General features: G+C 43.3%; 17 protein-coding genes. 15 read left to right on the top strand and 2 right to left on the bottom strand.

The features are described 5' to 3' along the window. Positions 1-233 precede the first annotated feature (233 nt). Complete coding sequence (locus PQG66_RS10700; RefSeq protein ID WP_272037656.1) at positions 234-1,517, top strand: extracellular solute-binding protein; 1,284 nt, start codon at positions 234-236, stop codon at positions 1,515-1,517. Here PQG66_RS10700 and PQG66_RS10695 read toward each other — a convergent pair. Next, positions 1,514-2,593: a hypothetical protein gene (locus PQG66_RS10695; protein WP_442955075.1), complete on the bottom strand. Its 1,080-nt coding sequence runs from the start codon at positions 2,591-2,593 to the stop codon at positions 1,514-1,516. The two genes, PQG66_RS10700 and PQG66_RS10695, sit on opposite strands and share 4 nt — an antisense overlap. A gap of 180 nt (positions 2,594-2,773) precedes the next feature. Beyond that, positions 2,774-3,010 carry a DUF2626 domain-containing protein gene (locus PQG66_RS10690; RefSeq protein ID WP_090923772.1) on the bottom strand — a complete coding sequence of 79 codons (237 nt, stop codon included), beginning with the start codon at positions 3,008-3,010 and terminating at the stop codon, positions 2,774-2,776. Positions 3,011-3,321: 311 nt separating this feature from the next. On the opposite strand from PQG66_RS10690, the gene PQG66_RS10685 reads away from it, so the two are divergent. From PQG66_RS10685 to PQG66_RS10620, 14 genes are all read left to right on the top strand, one after another. After that, entirely contained in the window at positions 3,322-3,972 is a 651-nt protein-coding gene (locus tag PQG66_RS10685) for an RsfA family transcriptional regulator (protein WP_272037654.1), read from the top strand. 159 nt (positions 3,973-4,131) lie between these two features. Then, entirely contained in the window at positions 4,132-5,121 is a 990-nt protein-coding gene (locus PQG66_RS10680; RefSeq protein ID WP_272037653.1) for a ketopantoate reductase family protein, read from the top strand. Continuing rightward, a complete protein-coding gene (locus PQG66_RS10675) occupies positions 5,121-5,495 on the top strand; it encodes a DUF3397 domain-containing protein (protein WP_272037652.1) in 375 nt (124 codons plus the stop codon). The genes PQG66_RS10680 and PQG66_RS10675 overlap by 1 nt, the downstream gene beginning before the upstream one ends. A 150-nt stretch (positions 5,496-5,645) precedes the next feature. Then, a complete protein-coding gene (locus PQG66_RS10670; protein ID WP_272037651.1) occupies positions 5,646-7,346 on the top strand; it encodes a peptide ABC transporter substrate-binding protein in 1,701 nt (566 codons plus the stop codon). A 190-nt stretch (positions 7,347-7,536) separates the two neighbouring features. Then, entirely contained in the window at positions 7,537-8,469 is a 933-nt protein-coding gene (locus PQG66_RS10665; RefSeq protein WP_272037650.1) for an ABC transporter permease, read from the top strand. A 47-nt stretch (positions 8,470-8,516) separates the two neighbouring features. Further along, entirely contained in the window at positions 8,517-9,398 is an 882-nt protein-coding gene (locus PQG66_RS10660) for an ABC transporter permease (RefSeq protein WP_442955094.1), read from the top strand. A 17-nt stretch (positions 9,399-9,415) separates the two neighbouring features. Further along, entirely contained in the window at positions 9,416-11,185 is a 1,770-nt protein-coding gene (locus PQG66_RS10655) for an ABC transporter ATP-binding protein (protein ID WP_272037648.1), read from the top strand. 157 nt (positions 11,186-11,342) lie between these two features. After that, the gene (gene bshC / locus PQG66_RS10650; protein ID WP_272037647.1) at positions 11,343-12,974 is read left to right on the top strand and encodes a bacillithiol biosynthesis cysteine-adding enzyme BshC; all 1,632 of its coding nucleotides are present in this window, start codon (positions 11,343-11,345) and stop codon (positions 12,972-12,974) included. 59 nt (positions 12,975-13,033) lie between these two features. After that, positions 13,034-14,299: an adenosylhomocysteinase gene (locus PQG66_RS10645; protein ID WP_272037646.1), complete on the top strand. Its 1,266-nt coding sequence runs from the start codon at positions 13,034-13,036 to the stop codon at positions 14,297-14,299. 273 nt (positions 14,300-14,572) lie between these two features. After that, positions 14,573-15,010, top strand: a complete 438-nt coding sequence (gene mraZ, locus PQG66_RS10640) for a division/cell wall cluster transcriptional repressor MraZ (RefSeq protein ID WP_017687291.1) — start codon at positions 14,573-14,575, stop codon at positions 15,008-15,010. Between the two features lie 18 nt (positions 15,011-15,028). Continuing rightward, positions 15,029-15,979 (top strand): 16S rRNA (cytosine(1402)-N(4))-methyltransferase RsmH, encoded by a 951-nt coding sequence (rsmH, locus tag PQG66_RS10635; protein WP_272037645.1) that lies wholly within the window; start codon positions 15,029-15,031, stop codon positions 15,977-15,979. Positions 15,980-16,005: 26 nt separating this feature from the next. After that, positions 16,006-16,434: a hypothetical protein gene (locus PQG66_RS10630; protein ID WP_272037644.1), complete on the top strand. Its 429-nt coding sequence runs from the start codon at positions 16,006-16,008 to the stop codon at positions 16,432-16,434. A 12-nt stretch (positions 16,435-16,446) separates the two neighbouring features. Further along, positions 16,447-18,783 (top strand): penicillin-binding transpeptidase domain-containing protein, encoded by a 2,337-nt coding sequence (locus PQG66_RS10625; RefSeq protein ID WP_272037643.1) that lies wholly within the window; start codon positions 16,447-16,449, stop codon positions 18,781-18,783. A 92-nt stretch (positions 18,784-18,875) separates the two neighbouring features. Continuing rightward, on the top strand, positions 18,876-20,828 hold the full coding sequence (locus tag PQG66_RS10620) for a stage V sporulation protein D (protein ID WP_272037642.1): 1,953 nt from the start codon (positions 18,876-18,878) through the stop codon (positions 20,826-20,828). Positions 20,829-20,874 lie beyond the last annotated feature (46 nt).

The raw sequence follows: 20,874 nt of genomic DNA, 5'->3' as shown, positions 1-20,874 counted from the left end.
AACCTGATGATGCAAGACTTATTTCCCGGAAAATGATTGTATGAAAGCCGACTGAAAAAGTCGGCTTTTTTTGCTGAAAAAATAAAAACACGTTATTATACATAACTAGATATGCTCTTAGTATGCAAAATACAAGAAAAGTGTTTTTTAGCAAGGTAGGACAGGAGCACTATATATTTGTTACAATGATTGCTACGGGAAAATACCATTTCATAGTCATAGGAGGAGTGTGAATGAAGCGTAGACATCAGATTGTTCTATTTGCAGTGCTGCTGCTTTCGCTAACGATCCTTTCTCCCAGTTTTGATTTTAGAGGTTCGCAGTATACTCAAGAGCGGAATCCAGAAAAAGATACATATCCCGGAGCCTCTTCTCTTAGCCATGAGAGACGGGCTCCTTTAGATGTGACAGTGTCTATGTCAAAAGAGGAGTTTGATTCGTTCCATAAATTAGCCGAAGAAGTGGCCGCATCCCGTTATATTCAAGTGAAGTTGCGAAATGTAGAATCAGAAGAGTACAAAAAGGTGTTGGATCAGGAGTTTGCATTGGGAGAGAATGGCGATATTATTTTATTGAATAGTGATGACGTGCAGTATTATGCCAAAAAGGGATATTTGGTACCTTTGAATGGCACCGCGCTCTCTAAGTCGTTGGGAGATACAATAATTGAACTGCGTGGCATGACAGAATGGAATGGATACCAATGGGGTATGCCCTTTGATTTTGATCCTTATATTATGGGGGCAACAGCTTCCTTTTTGAATAAGGCAGATTTGCAAGGTTTGCCTCAAAATAAAGATCAATGGTCTAAAGTGATCAAGGTATCCCAAATGGAGGGTCTCTCACTTATTTCGATGAATATAGAGGATATATTCGGAGCAAGTGCATGGATGGGTAGTCTACCTTTAGGAATGAGTCCCGACCAGATTATAACATTACAGCCCACATCGCTGGTTAACGAACTTCAGCAAGGGATCACTTTGCTGAACCAGCTTCAACCTCAGATCAAGACATTGTCTGAAGATCCCGTTGGGTTTGCATCCAATGTTAAAATGAGCACCCCAATGTTTGTATCCACGTTGTCTCGTATCCTTCAAGAAGATGAGGCTGCTGGGGATCAGAGGAATCAGAATAGGTTTGTATCGGACAACCTTATGGAGCCACTGCATGCAGTAGAGTCCAGAAGTCTTGTCATTACATCAGGATCTGTGGAGGCAGATGCGGCAAGTCGATGGATTGAGGGAATGCTGTCTGCTTCAACTCGAAAAAAATGGTTTGACGAGACGAAGCGCTTGTCTGCAAGGAAAGCGGAAACGAAGCAGGTAGCTGAAGATAGTGGAATTCTATATGAAAAGTTCAAAAATCAATCCTGGTTCTCCAAAGATTACGATCCAGTTCAAACAGCGAAGAGTAGGGAAATCGTCATGCGTTTTGAAAAGCAGGTAAAGCAGTTTCTGAGAGGACAAATAAATGCTGCCCAGTATGTGAGCAGCATTAGAAAAGCGACGAATCGCTAGAATGAGATAGCCAGTTTAACTTCCAAGATTCCTTCATCTGTAGAAACATCAGTAGCTTTCACAAAAGATATAATTTTTTGAGGATAAAAACCGAGATCAAATTCCTTTTCCAGCATGTTACGGGTTGTATCTGGTAGTTCAAGTTGATTAAAAACGAGCTTATCTACGTGAAAACGAATGGCATTTTGCGGTTCATTCTCTACCGTATAATGTCCTTCAATGCTCAATTGCAGCTGATCGCGCTGACCCGAGGCTGTAATTTTGTCCTGATCAAATGTAAATGCAAAGTCTTCAAAGAGTACATTCTGTGAACGCAAGAAGGTATTTAATTCGTCCTGGCCAATGCGAATCGTATATGTGGTTCCTGTGGTAGCTATCGTGCCGTTTTGCTTTTGAATGAAATCAGGCAGATTTTGCATGGCTGATGCTAGCGCTTTGAAGTAACGTTTTACCTCATAAATTCCAATGTTCTCCCAGTACAGGGTTAATTCATTCATTAATTTTTGAATAGCTGCCGCGTTTCCGCTGGCAGTTATTTGTTCATCCATTTCCTTTTGCAGTGATGCGACTCGTGTTCGCTGATTCTGCAGGTTGGTTTTCATCTCCGTAAGTTCAATGGAGGTTTTGCGAATTTGATCAGACGTCCGCTGCAATTCATCATAGCGAGTCTGGTACTTGTCCAGAACAGCCTGGTCTTTGCCAATAATGATCTGATAGTAGTCATACAGAATAAACAAGTCTTTGAATGATCTTGCTCCAAGAACGGACATGAGCAGACTGTCACGCTCTCCTGTGTAATAAGATCTTACAACAGCTCCGGCCCGATCTTGCTGGATATGTATCTCCTTTTCCTGCTGCAGAAGTTGAGCGGATAATGTCTCATATTGTTTGGTGAGTTCTTTTTGTCTTGCAGTAATTCGTTCAATCTCATGATCAATCTCTACAATAGATAACGTTTTTTGCAAAATGGCCTGTGTATCCTCGGGCGAAGGCTCTCCGTAAATGTAGGATGATGCAGGCTGGACGAACAGTAATACTATGAACAAGATGGCTGTTAAGCCATATCGATGTTTCACATCCATTCTCCTTTCTCTCTTCCTTAAATAATCATATAGATTAGTACTCGTCCAGACAATATATGAAAATGATAGGTGAAATATCCTTAGTGGTTAAATAAACCCGATTTCTTCATATGTAAACTAAGAAACAAAAAAGCAATCCGACAAGAGCCGGATTGCTTTGATGCTACTAGCGGATTAAAGCGGCAGTCCCATTTGAAATACAGTCCAGTAACTGAATCCTGTGAACGTCACGATCATATAGCCCCAGAAGAGCAATATATACGTGCGTTCTGTAAACTTCAAGTATCCCAAAAGAACAAAAAACGCAGTCTGCAGGAAGAAAAGCAAAGCCATTTCGACCAAATCTCCTGCAAAAGCCATCAGGCCGATCGCAAGCGTGAAGAACCCGAGTACTCGAAACATGCGTGCCACGGTAAATCCTCCTCTCCTATGTACGTTCATAGATTGTCTACACAACATTATACCGAGAAAGGAAAAAGGTGTAAACAAATTTGGATATGAAAGCGAATTCTTTTTTAGGGATTAGGGTTACAGTGGGGATATTTATAAATGTTACGTATGAGGGAACTTGAATGTGGAAATACATTTTAGTATGAAATCAATTCTATGAACTCTATGAGAGGCATAAGAATGAGTAAAGCAACTTTTATACCTAATTCACATAACGGCTTACCGGTTATGGGGACGGTTATTTTAGGATGGTGTTAGGAGGGTATTATAGCATGACTGCAGTGAGACAGGATGCTTGGAGTACAGAGGACGATTTGATTTTGGCTGAGGTTACATTGCGTCATATTCGGGAAGGTAGTACACAACTGGCTGCTTTTGAAGAGGTAGGAGAAAAAATAGGCAGAACTTCAGCCGCATGTGGATTCCGATGGAATAGCTGTGTACGCAAAAAGTATGAATCAGCAATTAGCAATGCTAAAGCTCAGAGACAGAAGCGGAGTTATCTCAGAAAGCAACCGGCTATGCTTGGTCCACAGGTTGCTGCACTAACAACACTGGATGCAGAAGAAGGGATTTTCAAGAACGATGGTGTGACGGATGAGTCCTTATCAATGGATGCAGTGATTCGCTTTCTGCGGCAATGGAAAGGTTCAGTGCAGGAGAGTAATCGTCAACTTAAAATGTTGGAAAAGGAATTGCGTGAGAAAGAAGATGAATTGCTGGAGCTGCGTTGTGAGAACGACCGACTATCCAAGGAAGTCAATGAGGTCCAAACCGATTATCGTGTTGTGAACGATGATTACAAAGCATTGATCCAGATTATGGATCGGGCTCGCAGGCTTGCCTTTTTATCTGAGGAAGAAGAAGAACTTAAGACTAGGTTCAAAATGGATGCTAACGGAAATTTGGAACGTATTGAGTAGTAAATGTGAATCTAAATGTTACATTCTAAAGCATGCCCGCCACACCTCCGTTTTATTTGCGGCTGGTATGACGGGTTTTTAGTTGTGTTCATTTGTTCTATTATAGAAGAGAAAGATCTATAGCAGAGAATAATCGTGGACAACGTATTCGGATAGACATTGAACTTGAAAGCAGGGATGAAGATGATTATAGATATTGTGGGGGCGGGCTCGTTAGGGCTATTGTTTGGAGGAAAGCTACAAGCAGCTGGCCAACGTGTTCGATTCTGGACTAGAACTTCCGAGCAGGCTAATCAACTCAAGAAAAACGGTATTATCATGATCGACAATTTATGCGAGATACATATCAAGCCAGATGAGATTGATGCTCGGCCGACAACGGAACTGACAGATACTTGGAACAAAGCACCTGGAGACTGGATACTGCTTACTATTAAGCAAACCCATATGAAGGAGTTTATCGACCAGATCAATACTTTGAACAATCGTCATCTAAAAATAGCTTGTTTTCAAAATGGTATAGGACACTTGGAGAAGTTAAAGGAAGCTTTGCCATATTCACTGATATATAGTGCCATTACAACCGAGGGAGCGAAACGTACACAGGAGGCTCAAGTGCAACGGGCGGGTTCGGGAGAAACAAGTCTGGGTATTAGCGAGACGTTGGCCGTAACCACGGATGGGGAAAATTGTGAGGAACAAATAATTGCTTTAGCGAAGGTTATGCAACAGGCAGGATTTGACTGTACAGTGTCGAATGAAATCGATAAGCTGGTATACAGGAAATTGCTGATTAATGGGGTCATTAACCCACTTACAGCTCTATGGAGAATCCCTAATGGTGAATTACTTAACAAGAAGGAACGAGTTAGGGTCATGCGCCAGTTATACGATGAGACGTTAACCGTATATAAGGCTATGGGTATACAATTGGAAGGAGATTCGTGGGAACAGGTCATAGGAGTATGTCGTGATACTGCTTCCAATACATCTTCGATGCTTGCAGATGTTCTACATAAACGCACAACAGAGGTTGAATCAATTAATGGATCAATGATAAGAATGGCGCAGCAGTTCAATCTGGAGGTACCTACACATGAAGTGATTCTTCATTTGATCCAAGGTATGCAATCAGAAGGAGTGAGTTAATGGGATTTTTTATCGTATTAAGTATATTACCGTTTTTTCCATTTGTACTTGTGTATTGGGGCATGATGGTATGGAAGAAAAATAAATCAGTCGCACTGACAACAGCGATGGACGTTACTACATTTTTTCTGGTATTCTCCGTATCAGCTTTATTCAACTTAACATTTGATTCGAACTTTGGATTTTATTTAACATTAATACTCATACTAATAGCGCTTGGTTTTATCGGAGGTGCGCAAAATCGACTAAAAGGAAAGATCGACGGAGGAAGAATGTTCCGCGCTGTATGGCGCATGTCATTTATGATCATGAGTTTTGGGTATATTTTGTTTACTTTATTTGGATTATTTAGATACATATTGAATCATATGTGAGGTTACATGACGTAAAACACTTAAAATATGTGACCTTTTTGTCGAAAACTGAAAAAAACATTACTTTCTGAAAAAGTAATGTAGATTTTTTTGACCGGTGGTTGTATAATCTATAAACATAAACCACATCAATTTAGGGGGAAAAGCTAGATGAAAAGGAAAAGTCTATTAGTCCTTTTGACGCTGATCTTGGCGTTCGGTACCGTACTTGCAGCGTGCGGATCGAAAAATGAAGGCACAGGTACCACAACAGATAACGGTTCTGCAAGCGGAGAAAAAGGTCTTGCCAAAGATCAAGTTTTGAAAATCAACTTAACGGCTGAACCTCCTACGTTTGACCCAGCTCAAGCAAAAGACAGCCAAACGAACACAGTTCTGAAGTTCTTGTATGAAGGTCTTGTACGCATCGACGAGAATGGTAAAGAAGCTCCAGGTGTGGCTACAAATTGGGAAGTTTCTGAAGATGGTTTGAAATATGTTTTCACCCTGAACCCAGAAGCAAAATGGAGCAACGGTGACCCAATTACAGCTGAGGATTTTGTTCGTTCTTGGGAACGTGCTTTGAAACCGGAAACAGCTTCTCCTTATGCGTACCAATTGTACTACATCAAGGGCGCTGAAGGCTTTAACATGAGCAAAGATCCGAAGTTCAAAGGTACTAAAATTACTGACTTCTCTCAAGTGGGTGTAGTAGCTAAAGATGAGCACACACTTGAAGTAACACTGGAGAACCCTACTCCTTACTTCTTGGGACTGACTGCATTCTACACGTACTACCCAGTACACAAGTCTGCTGACACGAATGATAAGTTTTTCGCTGACCACAAAAACATGATCGTTAACGGACCATTTGTAATGGATCAATATGCTAAAGGTCAAAAAATTGTTGTGAAGAAAAACGAAGGTTACCATGCAGCATCTGATATCAAGTTGTCAGAAATTAACATGTCCCTGACAAGCAGCAGTGCTTCTGAGCTGCAAGCTTACAAATCAGGACAATTGGACTACACTGGTGCACCTAACGGTGAAATTCCAACAGACCAAATTCCTTCTTTGAAAGCTGAGTTGCCAAACGAGTTTAAAGCTACTGGTATTGCTAGTACGTACTACTACCAGTTCAACGTAAATGAAGCACCATTTAACAACGCTAAAATCCGTAAAGCATTTGCAATGTCCATTCAACGTCAATTGATCGTTGATAAAGTTACACAAGGTGGACAAATTCCAGCATTCGGCTTTGTACCACCAGGTATTCGTGGTGAAAAGGAAGAATTCCGTACAGAACACAAAGATGATTACTTCACTGAAAATGTGGATGAAGCAAAAAAACTGCTTGCTGAAGGTATGAAAGAAGAAGGTTACACAACATTGCCAGAAATTACTTTGATCTACAACACTAGTGATGCTCACGCGAAAGTTGCATTGGCAATTGCTGATATGTGGAAAAACAATCTTGGTGTAGACGTGAAAACGGAAAACCAAGAGTGGAAAGTATTCCTGGATAACCGTCAAAAACAAAACTTCCAAATCGCTCGTGCGGGCTGGTCTGCTGACTATAACGATCCGTTCAACTTCTTGGAAATGTGGAAAACTGGCAACACAAACAACGACTCCAAATTTAGCAATGCACAGTACGATAAAAATCTAGAAGAAACTGTAAAAACAGCGGATGCCGCTGCACGTATGGCTGCATTTGCTGATGCAGAGAAAATTCTGATTCAAGATGAAATGGGCGTATTGCCAATCTACTACTACACTAACGTTTCCTTGACGAAGCCTTACCTGAAAGGCGTACAACTGGATTTCAGTGGAGCAATTGACTTCACTCGTGCATATCTGGAAGAGAAGTAAGTTGTTCTGAAGTCTAATATGATTTGCTTCGGGATATATATGTGGAACTCCATATATATCCCGATTTTTTTGTTTGCGCATCGATTTTCCTTATAATTCTGAAATTTCCGATAAATGGATTGGACTTTATTGCGGTCTAATTCTACAATCGATTTGTATACAAAATATTGTTTGTGGAGGTGTGCAAGGGTTGTTAAAGTACGTTTTGAAAAAACTGCTATTTATGCTGCTATCGCTTTTCATACTCGCATCGATGACGTTCTTCTTGATGAAGGCCATTCCTGGTGACCCTTTTACATCTGAAAAAAGAGTATCACCTGAAATTCGGGCTCTTCTTGAAGAGAAGTACGGCTTGGATAAGCCGATGTATGTACAATATTTCAAATACATTGGAGATATTGTAAGAGGTGATTTTGGAGTTTCGATGAACTATCTGAACCAAGGCGTTACAGACATGATTGTGAGTACATTCACGGCTTCTTTAAAAATTGGTATTTTCGCAATCATTATCTCGGTGATCGTGGGGGTATTACTAGGTTTGCTCGCAGCGGTATATCACCGAAAACTGATTGATGATGTCACGATGGTGCTTGCTGTTATCGGAATTGCGGTACCAAGTTTCTTGCTGGCATCTTTGTTACAATATGTGTTCGCGTTTAAACTGGGATGGTTTAACGTTATGGGCTTTGATGGACCCCTTGACTATGTCCTTCCTGTTGCAGCATTATCTGCATCCCCAATTGCATTTATAGCACGTCTAACGCGTTCAAGCATGCTGGAAGTTTTACATGCAGACTATATCAAAACGGCGAAAGCTAAAGGTTTGAAATGGCCTGCCATCATGTTTAAGCACGTTGTACGGAATGGTATTTTGCCAGTTGTTACGTATGTAGGACCAATGACTGCTAATATCATCACTGGTTCTGTTGTTATTGAGCAGATCTTTAACATTGGCGGAATTGGTAAAGTGTTTGTCGAGAGTATTACGAACCGGGATTACACGATGATCATGGGAATCACAATTTTCTATGGTATTCTCCTGATGTTGGCGCGTTTCCTTACAGATATCGCTTACGTATTGATTGATCCTAGAATTAAGTTAGAAAGCCGGAAGGGGGCATAACGTTGTCTGGCACGAATAATAACAATAATGGAACGGCGAACACTGACCTGAACAGTCAGGCAGCGGTTAAGCCGCAAGAAAGTGTATCCCTTTTTAGAGATGCGATGTACAGACTTGCAACGAACAAAGCCGCGATGATCAGTCTTGGTGTGCTTATACTTGTTGTACTCTTTGCTATCATAGGTCCAACTTCTTTGTTTACAAGTTATAATTATTATTCCAATGACTTGCTTAATGCTAACGCTGCTCCAAGCGCAGAGCACTGGTTTGGTACAGACGACCTGGGTCGTGATGTATGGGTAAGAACATGGGTTGGCGCACGTGTATCGTTGACCGTAGGTTTGGCTGCGGCTTTGATCGACCTTGTTATCGGTGTTATTTATGGAGCTATCATGGGTTACTATGGTGGACGAGTTGACGGATTTATGAACAAGTTCTCTGAAATTTTGTATTCTTTGCCTTATATGCTTGTTGTTATCCTGTTGCTGGTTGTACTTGAGCCAAGCCTTACAACAATTATTATTGCACTCACCATTACAGGCTGGATCAGCATGGCCTGGATTGTGCGCGGTGAGATTATGCAACTCAAGAATAGAGATTTTATCCTTGCCGCTCGTTCTATGGGTGCCGGTACGGGACGTCAACTGTTCCGCCACTTGCTTCCAAATGCAGTCGGTCCGATTATTGTCACACTGACGCTGTCTATTCCAAATGCGATCTTTGCTGAGGCATTCCTGAGCTTCCTTGGTTTGGGGGTATCTGCACCAAGATCATCTCTTGGATCCATGATTAATGATGCACTTACAGGCTGGACTCTGTATCCATGGCGGATGTGGTTCCCGGCAGGTTTGATGGTTGTTACTATGCTTGCATTTAACTTACTCGGCGATGGATTGCGCGATGCACTAGATCCGAAATTACGTAAATAGAAACAGGAGGTGGGATTATGGAGCCGATTTTAACAGTCAAAGACTTAAGCGTATCGTTTAAGACACGTTCTGGTGAATTTGATGCCGTTAAAAATGTGAGTTTTGAAATTGGCAAAGGAGAAACGCTGGGAATCGTAGGTGAATCGGGTAGTGGTAAAAGTGTTACTGCCCAAACCATCATGAAATTGATTCCCTCCCCGCCTTCGAAGGTTAAGAGCGGAGATATTACGTTTCACGGTCAGGATCTGTTGAATAAATCAGATAAACAAATGGAAGCTATACGTGGTAAAGATATCGGTATGATCTTCCAGGATCCGATGACTTCTCTGAATCCAACGATTAAAGTTGGTAAACAAATTACAGAAGTATTACGTAAACACCAAAATATGTCCAAGCAAGCAGCGAACAAAGCTGCACTGGAAATGCTGGAGCTTGTTGGTATTAAAAATGCAGCAATTCGTATGAATCATTACCCGCACCAGTTCTCTGGTGGTATGCGTCAGCGTGCCATGATTGCGATTGCTCTTGCTTGTCGTCCTTCCTTACTAATTGCGGACGAGCCAACAACAGCACTCGACGTAACCATTCAAGCTCAAATTCTGGATGTTATGAAAGATATGCAGAAAAAGCTTGGAACTTCAATCATGCTGATTACGCATGACCTTGGTGTAGTAGCGGGAATGTGTGACCGTGTAGTTGTCATGAAGGAAGGCGAAGTTGTTGAAACAGGAACAACCGCCGAGATCTTCAGAAATCCTCAGCACCCCTACACCATTAAATTGCTGAACGCTCTTCCTCGTCTGGACGAGCCGAAAAAGGAAAAACCAACTCCGGTAGGTATTGTCAAAGGCAGTAACAAACCTTTGGTTCAAGTGAAAAACTTGAAGCAGTACTTTAACCTTGGTAAAGGTAACATCCTTAAAGCTGTAAATGACGTTAGCTTTGATATCTTTGAAGGAGAAACACTTGGGGTTGTAGGTGAGTCAGGTTGTGGTAAATCAACAACTGGACGTACTATTCTACGTCTTTATGAACCAACAGGTGGAAGTGTTAACTTCAATGGTACGGATATCTATAAATTGTCTCCGCGCAAGATGAAAGAGATGCGTAAAGACATGCAGATGATTTTCCAAGACCCTTATGCCTCACTGAATCCACGTTTTAACGTTATGGATATTATCGGGGAGTCTCTGGATATTCACGGTCTGGCTAAAAGCTCTAAAGAGCGTAAGAGACGCGTAGAAGAACTACTAGATCTAGTAGGGCTTAACTCTAGTCACGCTCTGCGTTATCCGCATGAATTCTCGGGTGGACAAAGACAGCGGATCGGAATTGCGCGTGCGCTTGCCGTTGATCCTAAGTTTATTATATGTGATGAGCCGCTTTCTGCACTCGATGTATCTATTCAAGCTCAGGTCGTTAAATTGCTTGAAGAGCTGCAGCAGCGTCTTGGATTGACATATCTCTTTATCGCCCACGATTTGTCCATGGTAAAACATATCAGTGACCGTGTAGCGGTTATGTATATGGGTAAAGTGGTGGAGCTGGCTGAGAGTGAAGAACTGTACTCTAATCCGATTCATCCATATACTAAAACATTGCTTTCTGCTATCCCTGTTCCAGACCCAGAGGTTGAAGCAAATAAACGCCGCATTCTGTTGCCAGAAGAACAGTCTGGTCCAATTCAGAATGCAGCGGGCGGTCCTGTGAATGATCCTTACAATTTGGAAAATGCTAAATTGATTGAGGTATCCAAAGGACACTGGGTTGCAGAACCATACGTATAATCGTTACGAAAAACGAATATGCTATTATATACATCATAACCGCCGATTTAGATCGGCGGTTTTTTTATATTATTTGTGACTTTGCTTTGACGAAGCGCTACTGAATTCGGTACAATCAAGAAAGGCTCTTTTGAAGCAAAATAAGGAGGCAGACCTCATGGAAGGAATTACTGAGGCGCTCCGTAGCGGATCACAGCTTGCAGAGGATTATATCTGTACGAGAGATGCTGCGCGAAGCCTTTATGAATATGATATTAGCTGGGAAAACGGCCTCCACGCGCGTGCAGAATGGCTGAACCAATCGGAGCATACACGTGTAGACCGTCATAAACTGGCGGCGTATTTACGTTTATATAATAAGCGAGTAAATGATCATGATCAGGTTCATGCTTCAATTACACGCCTTGTTGAAGAGAATGCAATGGTCGTTACTGGAGGGCAACAGAGTGGCCTGCTCAGCGGACCGTTGTTCGTGATATACAAAGCAGCCAGTGTAGTCGCTGCTGCACGTGAAGCGGAAAAGCATCTGAAGCATCCAGTTGTTCCTGTATTTTGGATTGCAGGTGAGGACCATGACTGGGATGAGGTGAATCATACGTATTTACCTGATTCGTTAGGCGATATCCAAAAAGTCAAACTGCAAGGTCACTTTAAGGGTAAAGATTCGGTAAGTTATGTGCAAGTGAAATGGGAACAGTGGGAGACCGTGCTGGGACAGGTGCAGCATGTATTACCTGATACAGTCCATAAACCGGATCTGATCAAGCTGATTACTGAGATTCATCAATCCAGCACGAATCTGAGTGATGCATTTGCAAGGTTGATATCCGCCTTGTTTGCCAAAACCGGGCTGGTACTTATGGATGCTGCTGACCCCGAATTGCGCAAGTTGGAGAAACCGGTTTTTGAACGTTTGATTCGGGATAATCATGCGTTACGCACAGCTTATTTGCAAGGTGCATCGCATGTACAACAAGCAGGTTATGCTATGCCAGCAGAAGTGGCAGAAGATGGGGCGAATCTCTTTTATATTCATGAAGGTTCCCGTTTGCTGTTGATGCAAAAAGATAACTTGTACCAGGACCGCAAGGGGCTAGTATCTTTTACGGAAGAGCGTTTGTTACAAGAATTGAACGATCACCCTGAGCGTTTCAGCAATAATGTATTGACTCGTCCATTAATGCAAGATGCATTGCTACCAGTGGCAGCTGTTATTTTAGGTAATGGTGAAATTGCATATTGGGGTCTTACACGCGAAGCATTCCGTACATTTGGATTACAGATGCCGATCATACTACCGCGTCTTTCTTTCACGATTTTGGAGGATGTACACCTCAAACACATGAAGCAATATGGACTTTCCTTCCAGGATGTACAGTACCGAATGGATGAAAAAAAGGAGAAATGGCTGACTGAGCAGGAAACATTCCAGGTCGAGGAACGATTTGCACAGATTCGTGAGCAGTTTATGGCTCTCTATCAACCTCTGCTAAATGAAGTGGCTGAAGTGCATCCGGGACTTAAACGGATCGGAGAAGCCAATTTGGGTAAAATGAACGAGCAAATTCAATATCTGGAGCGGCAGACTCGCAAAGCTATTGAAGATAAACATCAAGTGAGTCTAAGACATTGGAATGGTATTCAGAATGCCTTGTTCCCGATGGGCAAACCGCAGGAGCGAGTACATAATGCACTCTTTTACCTGAATCGTTATGGAACGGATTGGATTGAAGACATGATAGAGGCATCTACTGCATTCGCGGGACAGCACCAGGTTATTCAATTGTGAACATCGGCATTATGATAGTTTGATTTTAATAGAAGAAACATATTTGAGGAGGAATTAGATTGACCACATCTGCATTACAAAACAGCATTGTCAAAGATATGGGGCTTGCTCCAGAAGGCCACTTGAAAATTGATTGGGTAGAGGCGCATATGCCTGTGCTAAACCGAATTCGTCGTCAATTTGAGCAAGATCAGCCCTTTAAAGGGTTGAAGGTTTCGATATGTCTTCATCTGGAAGCTAAAACGGCATATCTGGCAAAAGTGATCCAGGCTGGCGGGGCTGATGTGACAATTACACACAGTAATCCGCTTTCTACACAAGATGATGTTTGTGCGGCTTTGGTAGAAGATGGTGTTACTGTCTATGCTAAATATAATCCCGAGCCAGCTGAATTCAAAGCATTACAACTTCGTGCTCTAGAAGCCAAGCCAGATCTCATTATTGATGATGGTGGGGATTTTGCAACCATTATTGCTTCTGAGCGCCCTGAACTTGCAGCTACCATTCGCGGAGGTGCAGAAGAAACGACAACAGGTATTATTCGATTGAAAGCTTTGGCGAAAGAAGGAAAACTGAAATTTCCAATGGTTGCTGTAAATGACGCTTATTGCAAATACTTGTTTGATAATCGTTATGGAACAGGCCAGTCTGCCTTTGACGGTATTATTCGTACAACCAACCTCGTTGTTGCAGGGAAAAACGTTGTTGTTGCGGGTTATGGCTGGTGTGGTAAGGGTGTCGCAATGCGTGCGAAAGGCTTGGGTGCCAATGTAATTGTAACGGAAATTGACCCGATCAAAGCAGTTGAAGCTCATATGGACGGTTTCCGGGTTATGACAATGCTGGAAGCAGCCAAGATCGGTGATTTCTTTATTGCGGTGACTGGTAACAAGGATGTCATTACAGGAGAACATTATGACATCATGAAAGATGGGGCTATTTTGAGTAATGCGGGTCATTTCGATGTTGAGGTTAACAAACCAGAACTTGCCAAACGTTCCGAGTCTATTCGTACGGTTCGCCGCAACATTGAAGAGTATCGTTTCAAAGATGGTCGTAAAATGTATCTTCTCGCAGAAGGACGCCTGGTCAATCTGGGAGCTGCTGATGGGCACCCGGCCGAAATTATGGACACCACATTTGCACTTCAAGCGCTTGGCCTGCGTTATGTTAGTGAAAACTATGAAAATCTTGGAAAAAACGTAGTTAATGTCCCTTACGAGATCGATCAACAAGTGGCAAGCTACAAGCTGGAAAGCCTGAATATTGCCATTGATTCTTTGTCACCTGAACAGGAAAAGTACTTGGATAGCTGGAAATTCTAAAAGGCCATCCAATAATTACAAGCTGATATTCGGTTTCAAAAGATTTAAAATGGTGTCTTGATGATATGGCTCATGCACGGGTGCACATACGGTCGCCCGTAACGGGAAACGTCTCTAATCCTGAATGACAGGATCAGAGACGTTTTTTTTGGGATGGAATGAAATAAAAAAAGAATGTCAAGAAGGGTTTTGATTTTTTTAACCGAATCTATTATGCTTAGGTGGTGGAAAGTGGGGCAAAGTGGGGGAAATGGGTGAGGAGTGAGTGGGCCAATGTTTATGGGCGAATTTCAACATAGCATTGATGACAAGGGTCGGGTTATTATTCCGGCTAAATTCCGCGAATCTCTAGGGCCCTCATTTGTTGTCACACGAGGTTTGGACCAATGTCTTTTCGTATACCCCATGGAGGAGTGGGGAGTCATGGAACAGAAGCTCAAAGCATTGCCACTGATGAAATCCGACGCACGTGCATTTACTCGGTTTTTTTTCTCGGGTGCAACTGAATGTGAACTGGATAAACAGGGCAGGGTAAATCTGCCGGGCAACTTGAGAGAGTACGCCAAACTGGACAAGGATTGTGTTGTCCTTGGTGTGTCGAACCGGGTAGAAATTTGGAGTAAAGGCATTTGGGAGAGTTATTTCAATCAATCCGAGGAAGCATTCAACGACATTGCCGAAAAGCTAGTCGATTTTAATTTTGATTTATAACGTAAGGAGGGGTGCAGGTTGTTTCACCACATAACCGTACTCAAAGAAGAGGCAACAGAGGGGTTAAACATCAAGCAGGACGGTATATACGTGGACTGCACTTTAGGCGGCGCGGGACACAGCTCTGTGATTGCTTCCAAATTAGGCCCGAACGGACGTCTGATCGCATTGGATCAGGATGATTGGGCTCTGGATAATGCAAAAGAGAAGCTCGCCGCTTATAAAAACCAAGTAACATTGGTGAAAACCAATTTTAGGGATTTGGAACAGGTTCTTAAGGACCTCGATGTTCCCATGAAAGATGGTATACCTCAGGTGGATGGAATTCTGTATGACCTAGGTGTGTCATCGCCGCAGTTCGATGAAGGGGAACGAGGATTCAGTTACAATCACGATGCTCCGCTGGATATGCGCATGGATCAGGATGCACTATTAACAGCCAGAGAGATTGTAAATGAATGGCCTGAAGAAGAGATTGCTCGTATTCTCTACCGCTATGGGGAAGAGAAATTTTCTAAACGAATCGCTCGTGTCATTGTGGATAGACGCAGTCAGGCTGAGATCGAAACGACAGGTGAACTGGTAGAGTTGATCAAGGAAGGTATTCCTGCAGCAGCCCGCCGTACTGGTGGGCATCCTGCGAAGCGAAGTTTTCAGGCGTTGCGTATTGCTGTTAATGATGAACTGGGCGCTTTTGAAGAAGGACTGCATCAAGCTGTTCGTTGTCTTGCGCCAGGGGGGCGCGTATCTGTTATAACCTTCCACTCCCTCGAGGACCGGATATGTAAACAGATCTTCAGCAGCTATCTTGAAAAATGTACATGTCCACCTGACTTTCCGTTATGTGTATGCGGCGGTAAAGGTACCTTGCGTTTAGTCAACCGGAAACCGCTGGTTCCTACGGAAGAGGAATTGACGGAGAACTCTCGTGCGCGATCAGCTAAACTGCGCGTAGCTGAGAAATTGTAGAAGAAAAGTGGAGGAGGAGCCTTCGAATGGCATACACACGTGGTAATCTAGCGGTCAAAGAAAAAGCCCAGGAACGTGTAACGCAACAGAGGTACAAGGAAACAACTAAAGTAGTGACACGTCGCACCGGGCTACCGGCTCGTGAGAAGTTTCTATATCTGATTACGCTCATAGCAGTCATTATTGTTGCTGGTGCTCTGATGTCTCGTTACGCTCATATTTACGAACTGAACAAGCAGGCTGAAGCAACCATAGTAGACATTAAAAAAGGTCAGAAAGCTATCGCCGATCTGCAAGTGGAGAAAGAAAGATTGAACAATCAGGTGATAGAGAATGCCAAAAGTCTGGGCTACGTTGAAGCAACAGATAAGGATGTCATTTTTGTACCTCGTACATCAACGAAAAACACATCAACAGGTGCTGAATCATCCTCAACTGAAGCAAGCAGCAAATAAAGAGGTGTTTTAATGGTAAAAAGAATAAAGATGCGCACGTTGCTAATAGGGGGATGTATTACCCTCTTTTTTCTTGTACTCGTAATCCGTATATTTTTCATTCAGGTAGTTAATGGGGATAAATGGCAGGATGAAGCAGCTGGTCTGATCGATAGACAACAGACGATTAAGGCTTCTCGAGGTACCATTATGGATCGCAACGGGAATGTGCTTGCTACAGACTCGCCAGCGTACACCGTCTCCGTTAACCCGCTGCTGATTAATCAATTTGGTTTAGAAGATGAAGTGACGAAGAAACTGTCCGTACTGCTCAAAAAAAATGAGAGTGAAATGCGTGCTTTAGTCACTGCAAAGAAAAAAAATGGAGAGTTTTTTCAGCAACGTGAAGTCCGCACAGAAGGATATAAAATCAGTCCTGAACTGGCTGGAAAAGTCGAGGAACTGCGTGAAGAACTTAAGGACAAATATAAAGCACAAAATGCTATTGTCTTGACCCAAGAATCCAAAAGGTTCTATCCGAAAGAAACACTGGCCTCTCATGTGCTGGGCTACATGAGTCGTGACGGCAAAGCTGTCAATGGTCTTGAGGTCTCATACGATGATGTATTGACTGGGACAGACGGCTTCCTGAATTATCAGAAGGATGCTAAAGGCACCAAGCTTCCGGACTCTCAGGATAATTACCTGCCTCCGAAAAATGGGAAGAACCTCAAGCTGACGATTGATGATACGATCCAATTTTACATTGAGGATGCCATGAAAGAAGCCGTTGCTAAGTATAATCCACTCAGTATGACTGTTATAGCAGCTGATCCAAATACGATGGAAATTCTCGGCATGGCGAACTGGCCAACGTTTGATCCAAATACGTATGCGGATACGCCGGATCAGAGGAACTTTATCAATCATGCAACGCAGTCAATCTACGAACCAGGTTCTACGTTCAAAATTGTGACGCTTGCAGGGGCGGTTGAAGAAAAACTATTTGATCCGAATGCAACGTTTGAATCCAAACCAGTACGTATCGGTGGATACACAATAGGTGATAATGGTCATTCTTATGGAGAAATCTCCTATCTTGAAGGCGTGAAACGCTCTAGTAACATTGCGTTTGTTAACCTCGGCTATAGCATGCTGGGGGGAGAGCGGCTACGCCACTACATTGATGAGTTCGGTTTCGGCAAAAAGACGGGGATTGATCTGCCAAGTGAAGTTGCATCACCAATCAAACCGTTGGTGTATAAATCAGAGATTGCTACGGCAGCTTATGGCCACGGTCTCGTTCAGGTGACGCCGATTCAGCAACTTGCTGCCATTTCAGCTGTTGCCAACGGCGGAAAATTGATTCAACCGCATCTCGTGAAAGAGATTATCAATCCGAATGACGGTTCAACGGAAGTCGTTAAACCCAAAGTAGTCCGTCAGGTCATCTCCAAAGAATCCTCCAAGCTAGTAAGCGGATATCTGGAACAGGTTGTTGCAGACCAAACCAAAGGTACTGGCCGCAACGCCTATATCGAAGGATACCGTGTTGCGGGCAAGACAGGAACAGCGAGAAAGGTTATTAACGGGGAATACAGCAAAAATAAGGATGTCGTTTCTTTTATTGGCTTTGCACCAGTAAACGATCCCAAAATTGCTATGTTAATCGTTATTGACCAGCCTGATGGAGGAAATGTAGGGGGGGGAACTGCAGCAGCTCCTGTATTTAAAAAGGTTGTAAGCCAAACACTGCAATATATGGGTGTTCCAAAGGATACTGTCAAAACGGCGGATGATAAAACAAAACCAGTAGTACAAGCTAAAGCACCGGATCTGAGTGGTAAAACGGCTAAGCAGGCCAGAAGTCAGCTTCTAAGCTCCGGTATTGCCTATGTAACGCTTGGTCAGGGTGAAAATGTGATTAGGCAGTATCCACAGGCGGGTGCTCTGATGAATTTCGGTCAGCGAATCTATATACTCACAGAAGAGAGTAGCAAAATGAAGATTCCAGATCTAACAGGTGAATCTCTCCGGGATGCTTTGGAGGTACTTTCGCTTATGAAGGTTGGAGTGAAGGTCAAAGGCGAAGGCTTTGTCGTGAAACAGAAGGAGCAGGTGTCGGGAGAGGAACGAACTGTGCAACTGACGTTACAGACGGCCAGAGCCGCCGTAACGGGTATTGCAGATGAGGCTCCAGATGCATCTGAACCAGATAAGAAGCAAGGAAAAGGTGCGGCATCTGGTGATGAGGTTACAACGGAGGGGAAAGATTCCTCAGGAACTACCCCGAAGAGTCAGACTAAAACTGAGAATAATCAAAGCGAAAGGTCTGATGGAACTACCCGTGAAGGGACCTCCCTGCCATAAGCTTCATAGACAGCTTGTTCTAACCCCCGGTTGTCCTGAATATTCATGAATGAGAAGGTTCATGATTTTGGGACGAGTGGGGGGATCTTTTCGTGAAGGGATCAAGTGTGAATCTGCGGCGCAGACTGCTGTGGAGTTTATGCATTCTAGTTATTTTATTTTCGGCCTTGGTGATCAGGCTTGCTTATGTACAGTTGGGAAAAGGACCGGAGTTATCGGCAAAAGCGGAAGAATCCTGGCGCCGTAACATTCCATATACGGCGAAAAGAGGAGAGATTCTGGATCGAAACGGAACATCTCTTGCTTACAATGTGACAACCCCAACAATTATGGCAATTCCTGCTCAGGTGAAGGACGCCGAGACAACGGCTAATTCACTTGCACCATTGCTAGGCATGACGGAAGAGAAATTGCTGGCAACCATCAAGAAACGAGAATTAATCGTAAGACTACAACCCGGCGGCCGCAAAATTACGATGGAGAAAGCTCAGCGCATCCGTGATTTGAAGCTCCCGGGTATCGTTGTTGCTGAGGATAACAAACGATTCTACCCATATGATGATCTTGCTGCACACATCCTCGGATTTACAGGTATCGATAATCAAGGTTTAACTGGCGTTGAGAAAAGATATGATGACAAGCTGAACGGTTTGAATGGCAGCGTATCCTACTTGTCCGATGCGGCCGGAAGGCTCATGCCCGGCTCATCTGAGAAGTATGTGGAACCGAAGGACGGGCTTAATCTCAAGCTAACCATTGACAAATCAATTCAGTCGATTATGGAACGGGAACTGGATCAAGCGATGGTGAAATTCCAAGCTAATTCCGCTTTGGCCATTGCGATGAATCCCAAAACAGGTGAGATTCTGGCTATGTCCAGCAGACCAGGCTACGAGCCAGCAGATTACCAACAGTACCCTTCCGAGATCTATAACCGGAACCTGCCCATCTGGATGACTTACGAACCAGGTTCAACCTTCAAAATCATTACACTGGCTGCTGCGTTGGAAGAAAAAAAGGTGAATTTGCAACAGGATCAATTTTTCGATCCCGGATTCGTAGAAGTGGGCGGTGCACGTTTGCGCTGTTGGAAGAAGGGTGGACATGGAAGTCAGACCTTCCTTCAAGTCGTGGAAAATTCATGTAACCCGGGCTTTGTCGCTCTAGGACAAAAGCTGGGGAAAGAATCTTTATTTTCATACATTCGGAATTTCGGTTTTGGTACCAAGACAGGGATTGATCTAAGCGGAGAGGCAAGCGGTATTCTTTTCAAATTAGAGAATGTAGGTCCTGTTGAACTTGCAACGACTGCCTTTGGTCAAGGGGTATCTGTAACGCCAATTCAGCAAGTCGCAGCAGTATCTGCTGCTATCAATGGCGGCAAACTCTATAAACCTTATGTCACCAAAGCTTGGGTTCATCCAGAAACTGGGGAGTTGCTGGAAGAAGTTAAACCTCAGTTGGTTCGCCAAGTGATCTCGGAAGAGACGTCAAAACAAGTACGAGAAGCGCTGGAGAGTGTCGTTGCCAAAGGCACAGGGCGACCAGCATTTATTGATGGATACCGGGTTGGAGGCAAAACAGGTACGGCTCAGAAAGTCATTAATGGACGTTACTCCTCAACCGAGCATATTGTGTCTTTTATTGGGTTTGCTCCGGCTGATGATCCACAAATTGTCGTATACACGGCTGTAGACAACCCAAAAGGAATTCAGTTTGGGGGTGTGGTTGCCGCTCCAATCGTACAAAACATCCTGGAGGATTCGCTGCATTATATGAATGTGCCTGTTCGCAAGGATCAGCTCGCCAAAGAATATAAATATGGTGAGACTAAAATTGTGACAGTTCCTGATCTTACGGGGGCTACCGTGGAAGATTTGTACGAAGATCTGAATATGAACTTTATGCTAGCAAAGTCCGGCAGTGGCAAATACGTGATTAATCAAGCGCCTAAAGCAGGAGCGAGGGTAGAACAAGGCTCGACAATCCGGATTTATATGGGTGATGTCCTGAAGGATGAGCATGATCATTCGAAACAGGAATGAGATCAGCTAAGCGGTCTTTTGAAGTCTACCGCAACAAATTTTGCAA

Origin of the sequence: Paenibacillus sp. JJ-100, from assembly GCF_948329825.1 — a bacterium.
Classification (GTDB): domain Bacteria; phylum Bacillota; class Bacilli; order Paenibacillales; family Paenibacillaceae; genus Paenibacillus.
This window is presented reverse-complemented; position numbering and strand designations above follow the sequence as displayed.

Coding starts and splice junctions, on each gene's coding strand:
- PQG66_RS10700 (WP_272037656.1), top strand. CDS start 234: ATGAAGCGTAGACATCAGATTGTTCTATTTGCAGTGCTGCTGCTTTCG.
- PQG66_RS10685 (WP_272037654.1), top strand. CDS start 3,322: ATGACTGCAGTGAGACAGGATGCTTGGAGTACAGAGGACGATTTGATT.
- PQG66_RS10675 (WP_272037652.1), top strand. CDS start 5,121: ATGGGATTTTTTATCGTATTAAGTATATTACCGTTTTTTCCATTTGTA.
- PQG66_RS10670 (WP_272037651.1), top strand. CDS start 5,646: ATGAAAAGGAAAAGTCTATTAGTCCTTTTGACGCTGATCTTGGCGTTC.
- PQG66_RS10655 (WP_272037648.1), top strand. CDS start 9,416: ATGGAGCCGATTTTAACAGTCAAAGACTTAAGCGTATCGTTTAAGACA.
- bshC (WP_272037647.1), top strand. CDS start 11,343: ATGGAAGGAATTACTGAGGCGCTCCGTAGCGGATCACAGCTTGCAGAG.
- mraZ (WP_017687291.1), top strand. CDS start 14,573: ATGTTTATGGGCGAATTTCAACATAGCATTGATGACAAGGGTCGGGTT.
- PQG66_RS10630 (WP_272037644.1), top strand. CDS start 16,006: ATGGCATACACACGTGGTAATCTAGCGGTCAAAGAAAAAGCCCAGGAA.
- PQG66_RS10625 (WP_272037643.1), top strand. CDS start 16,447: ATGGTAAAAAGAATAAAGATGCGCACGTTGCTAATAGGGGGATGTATT.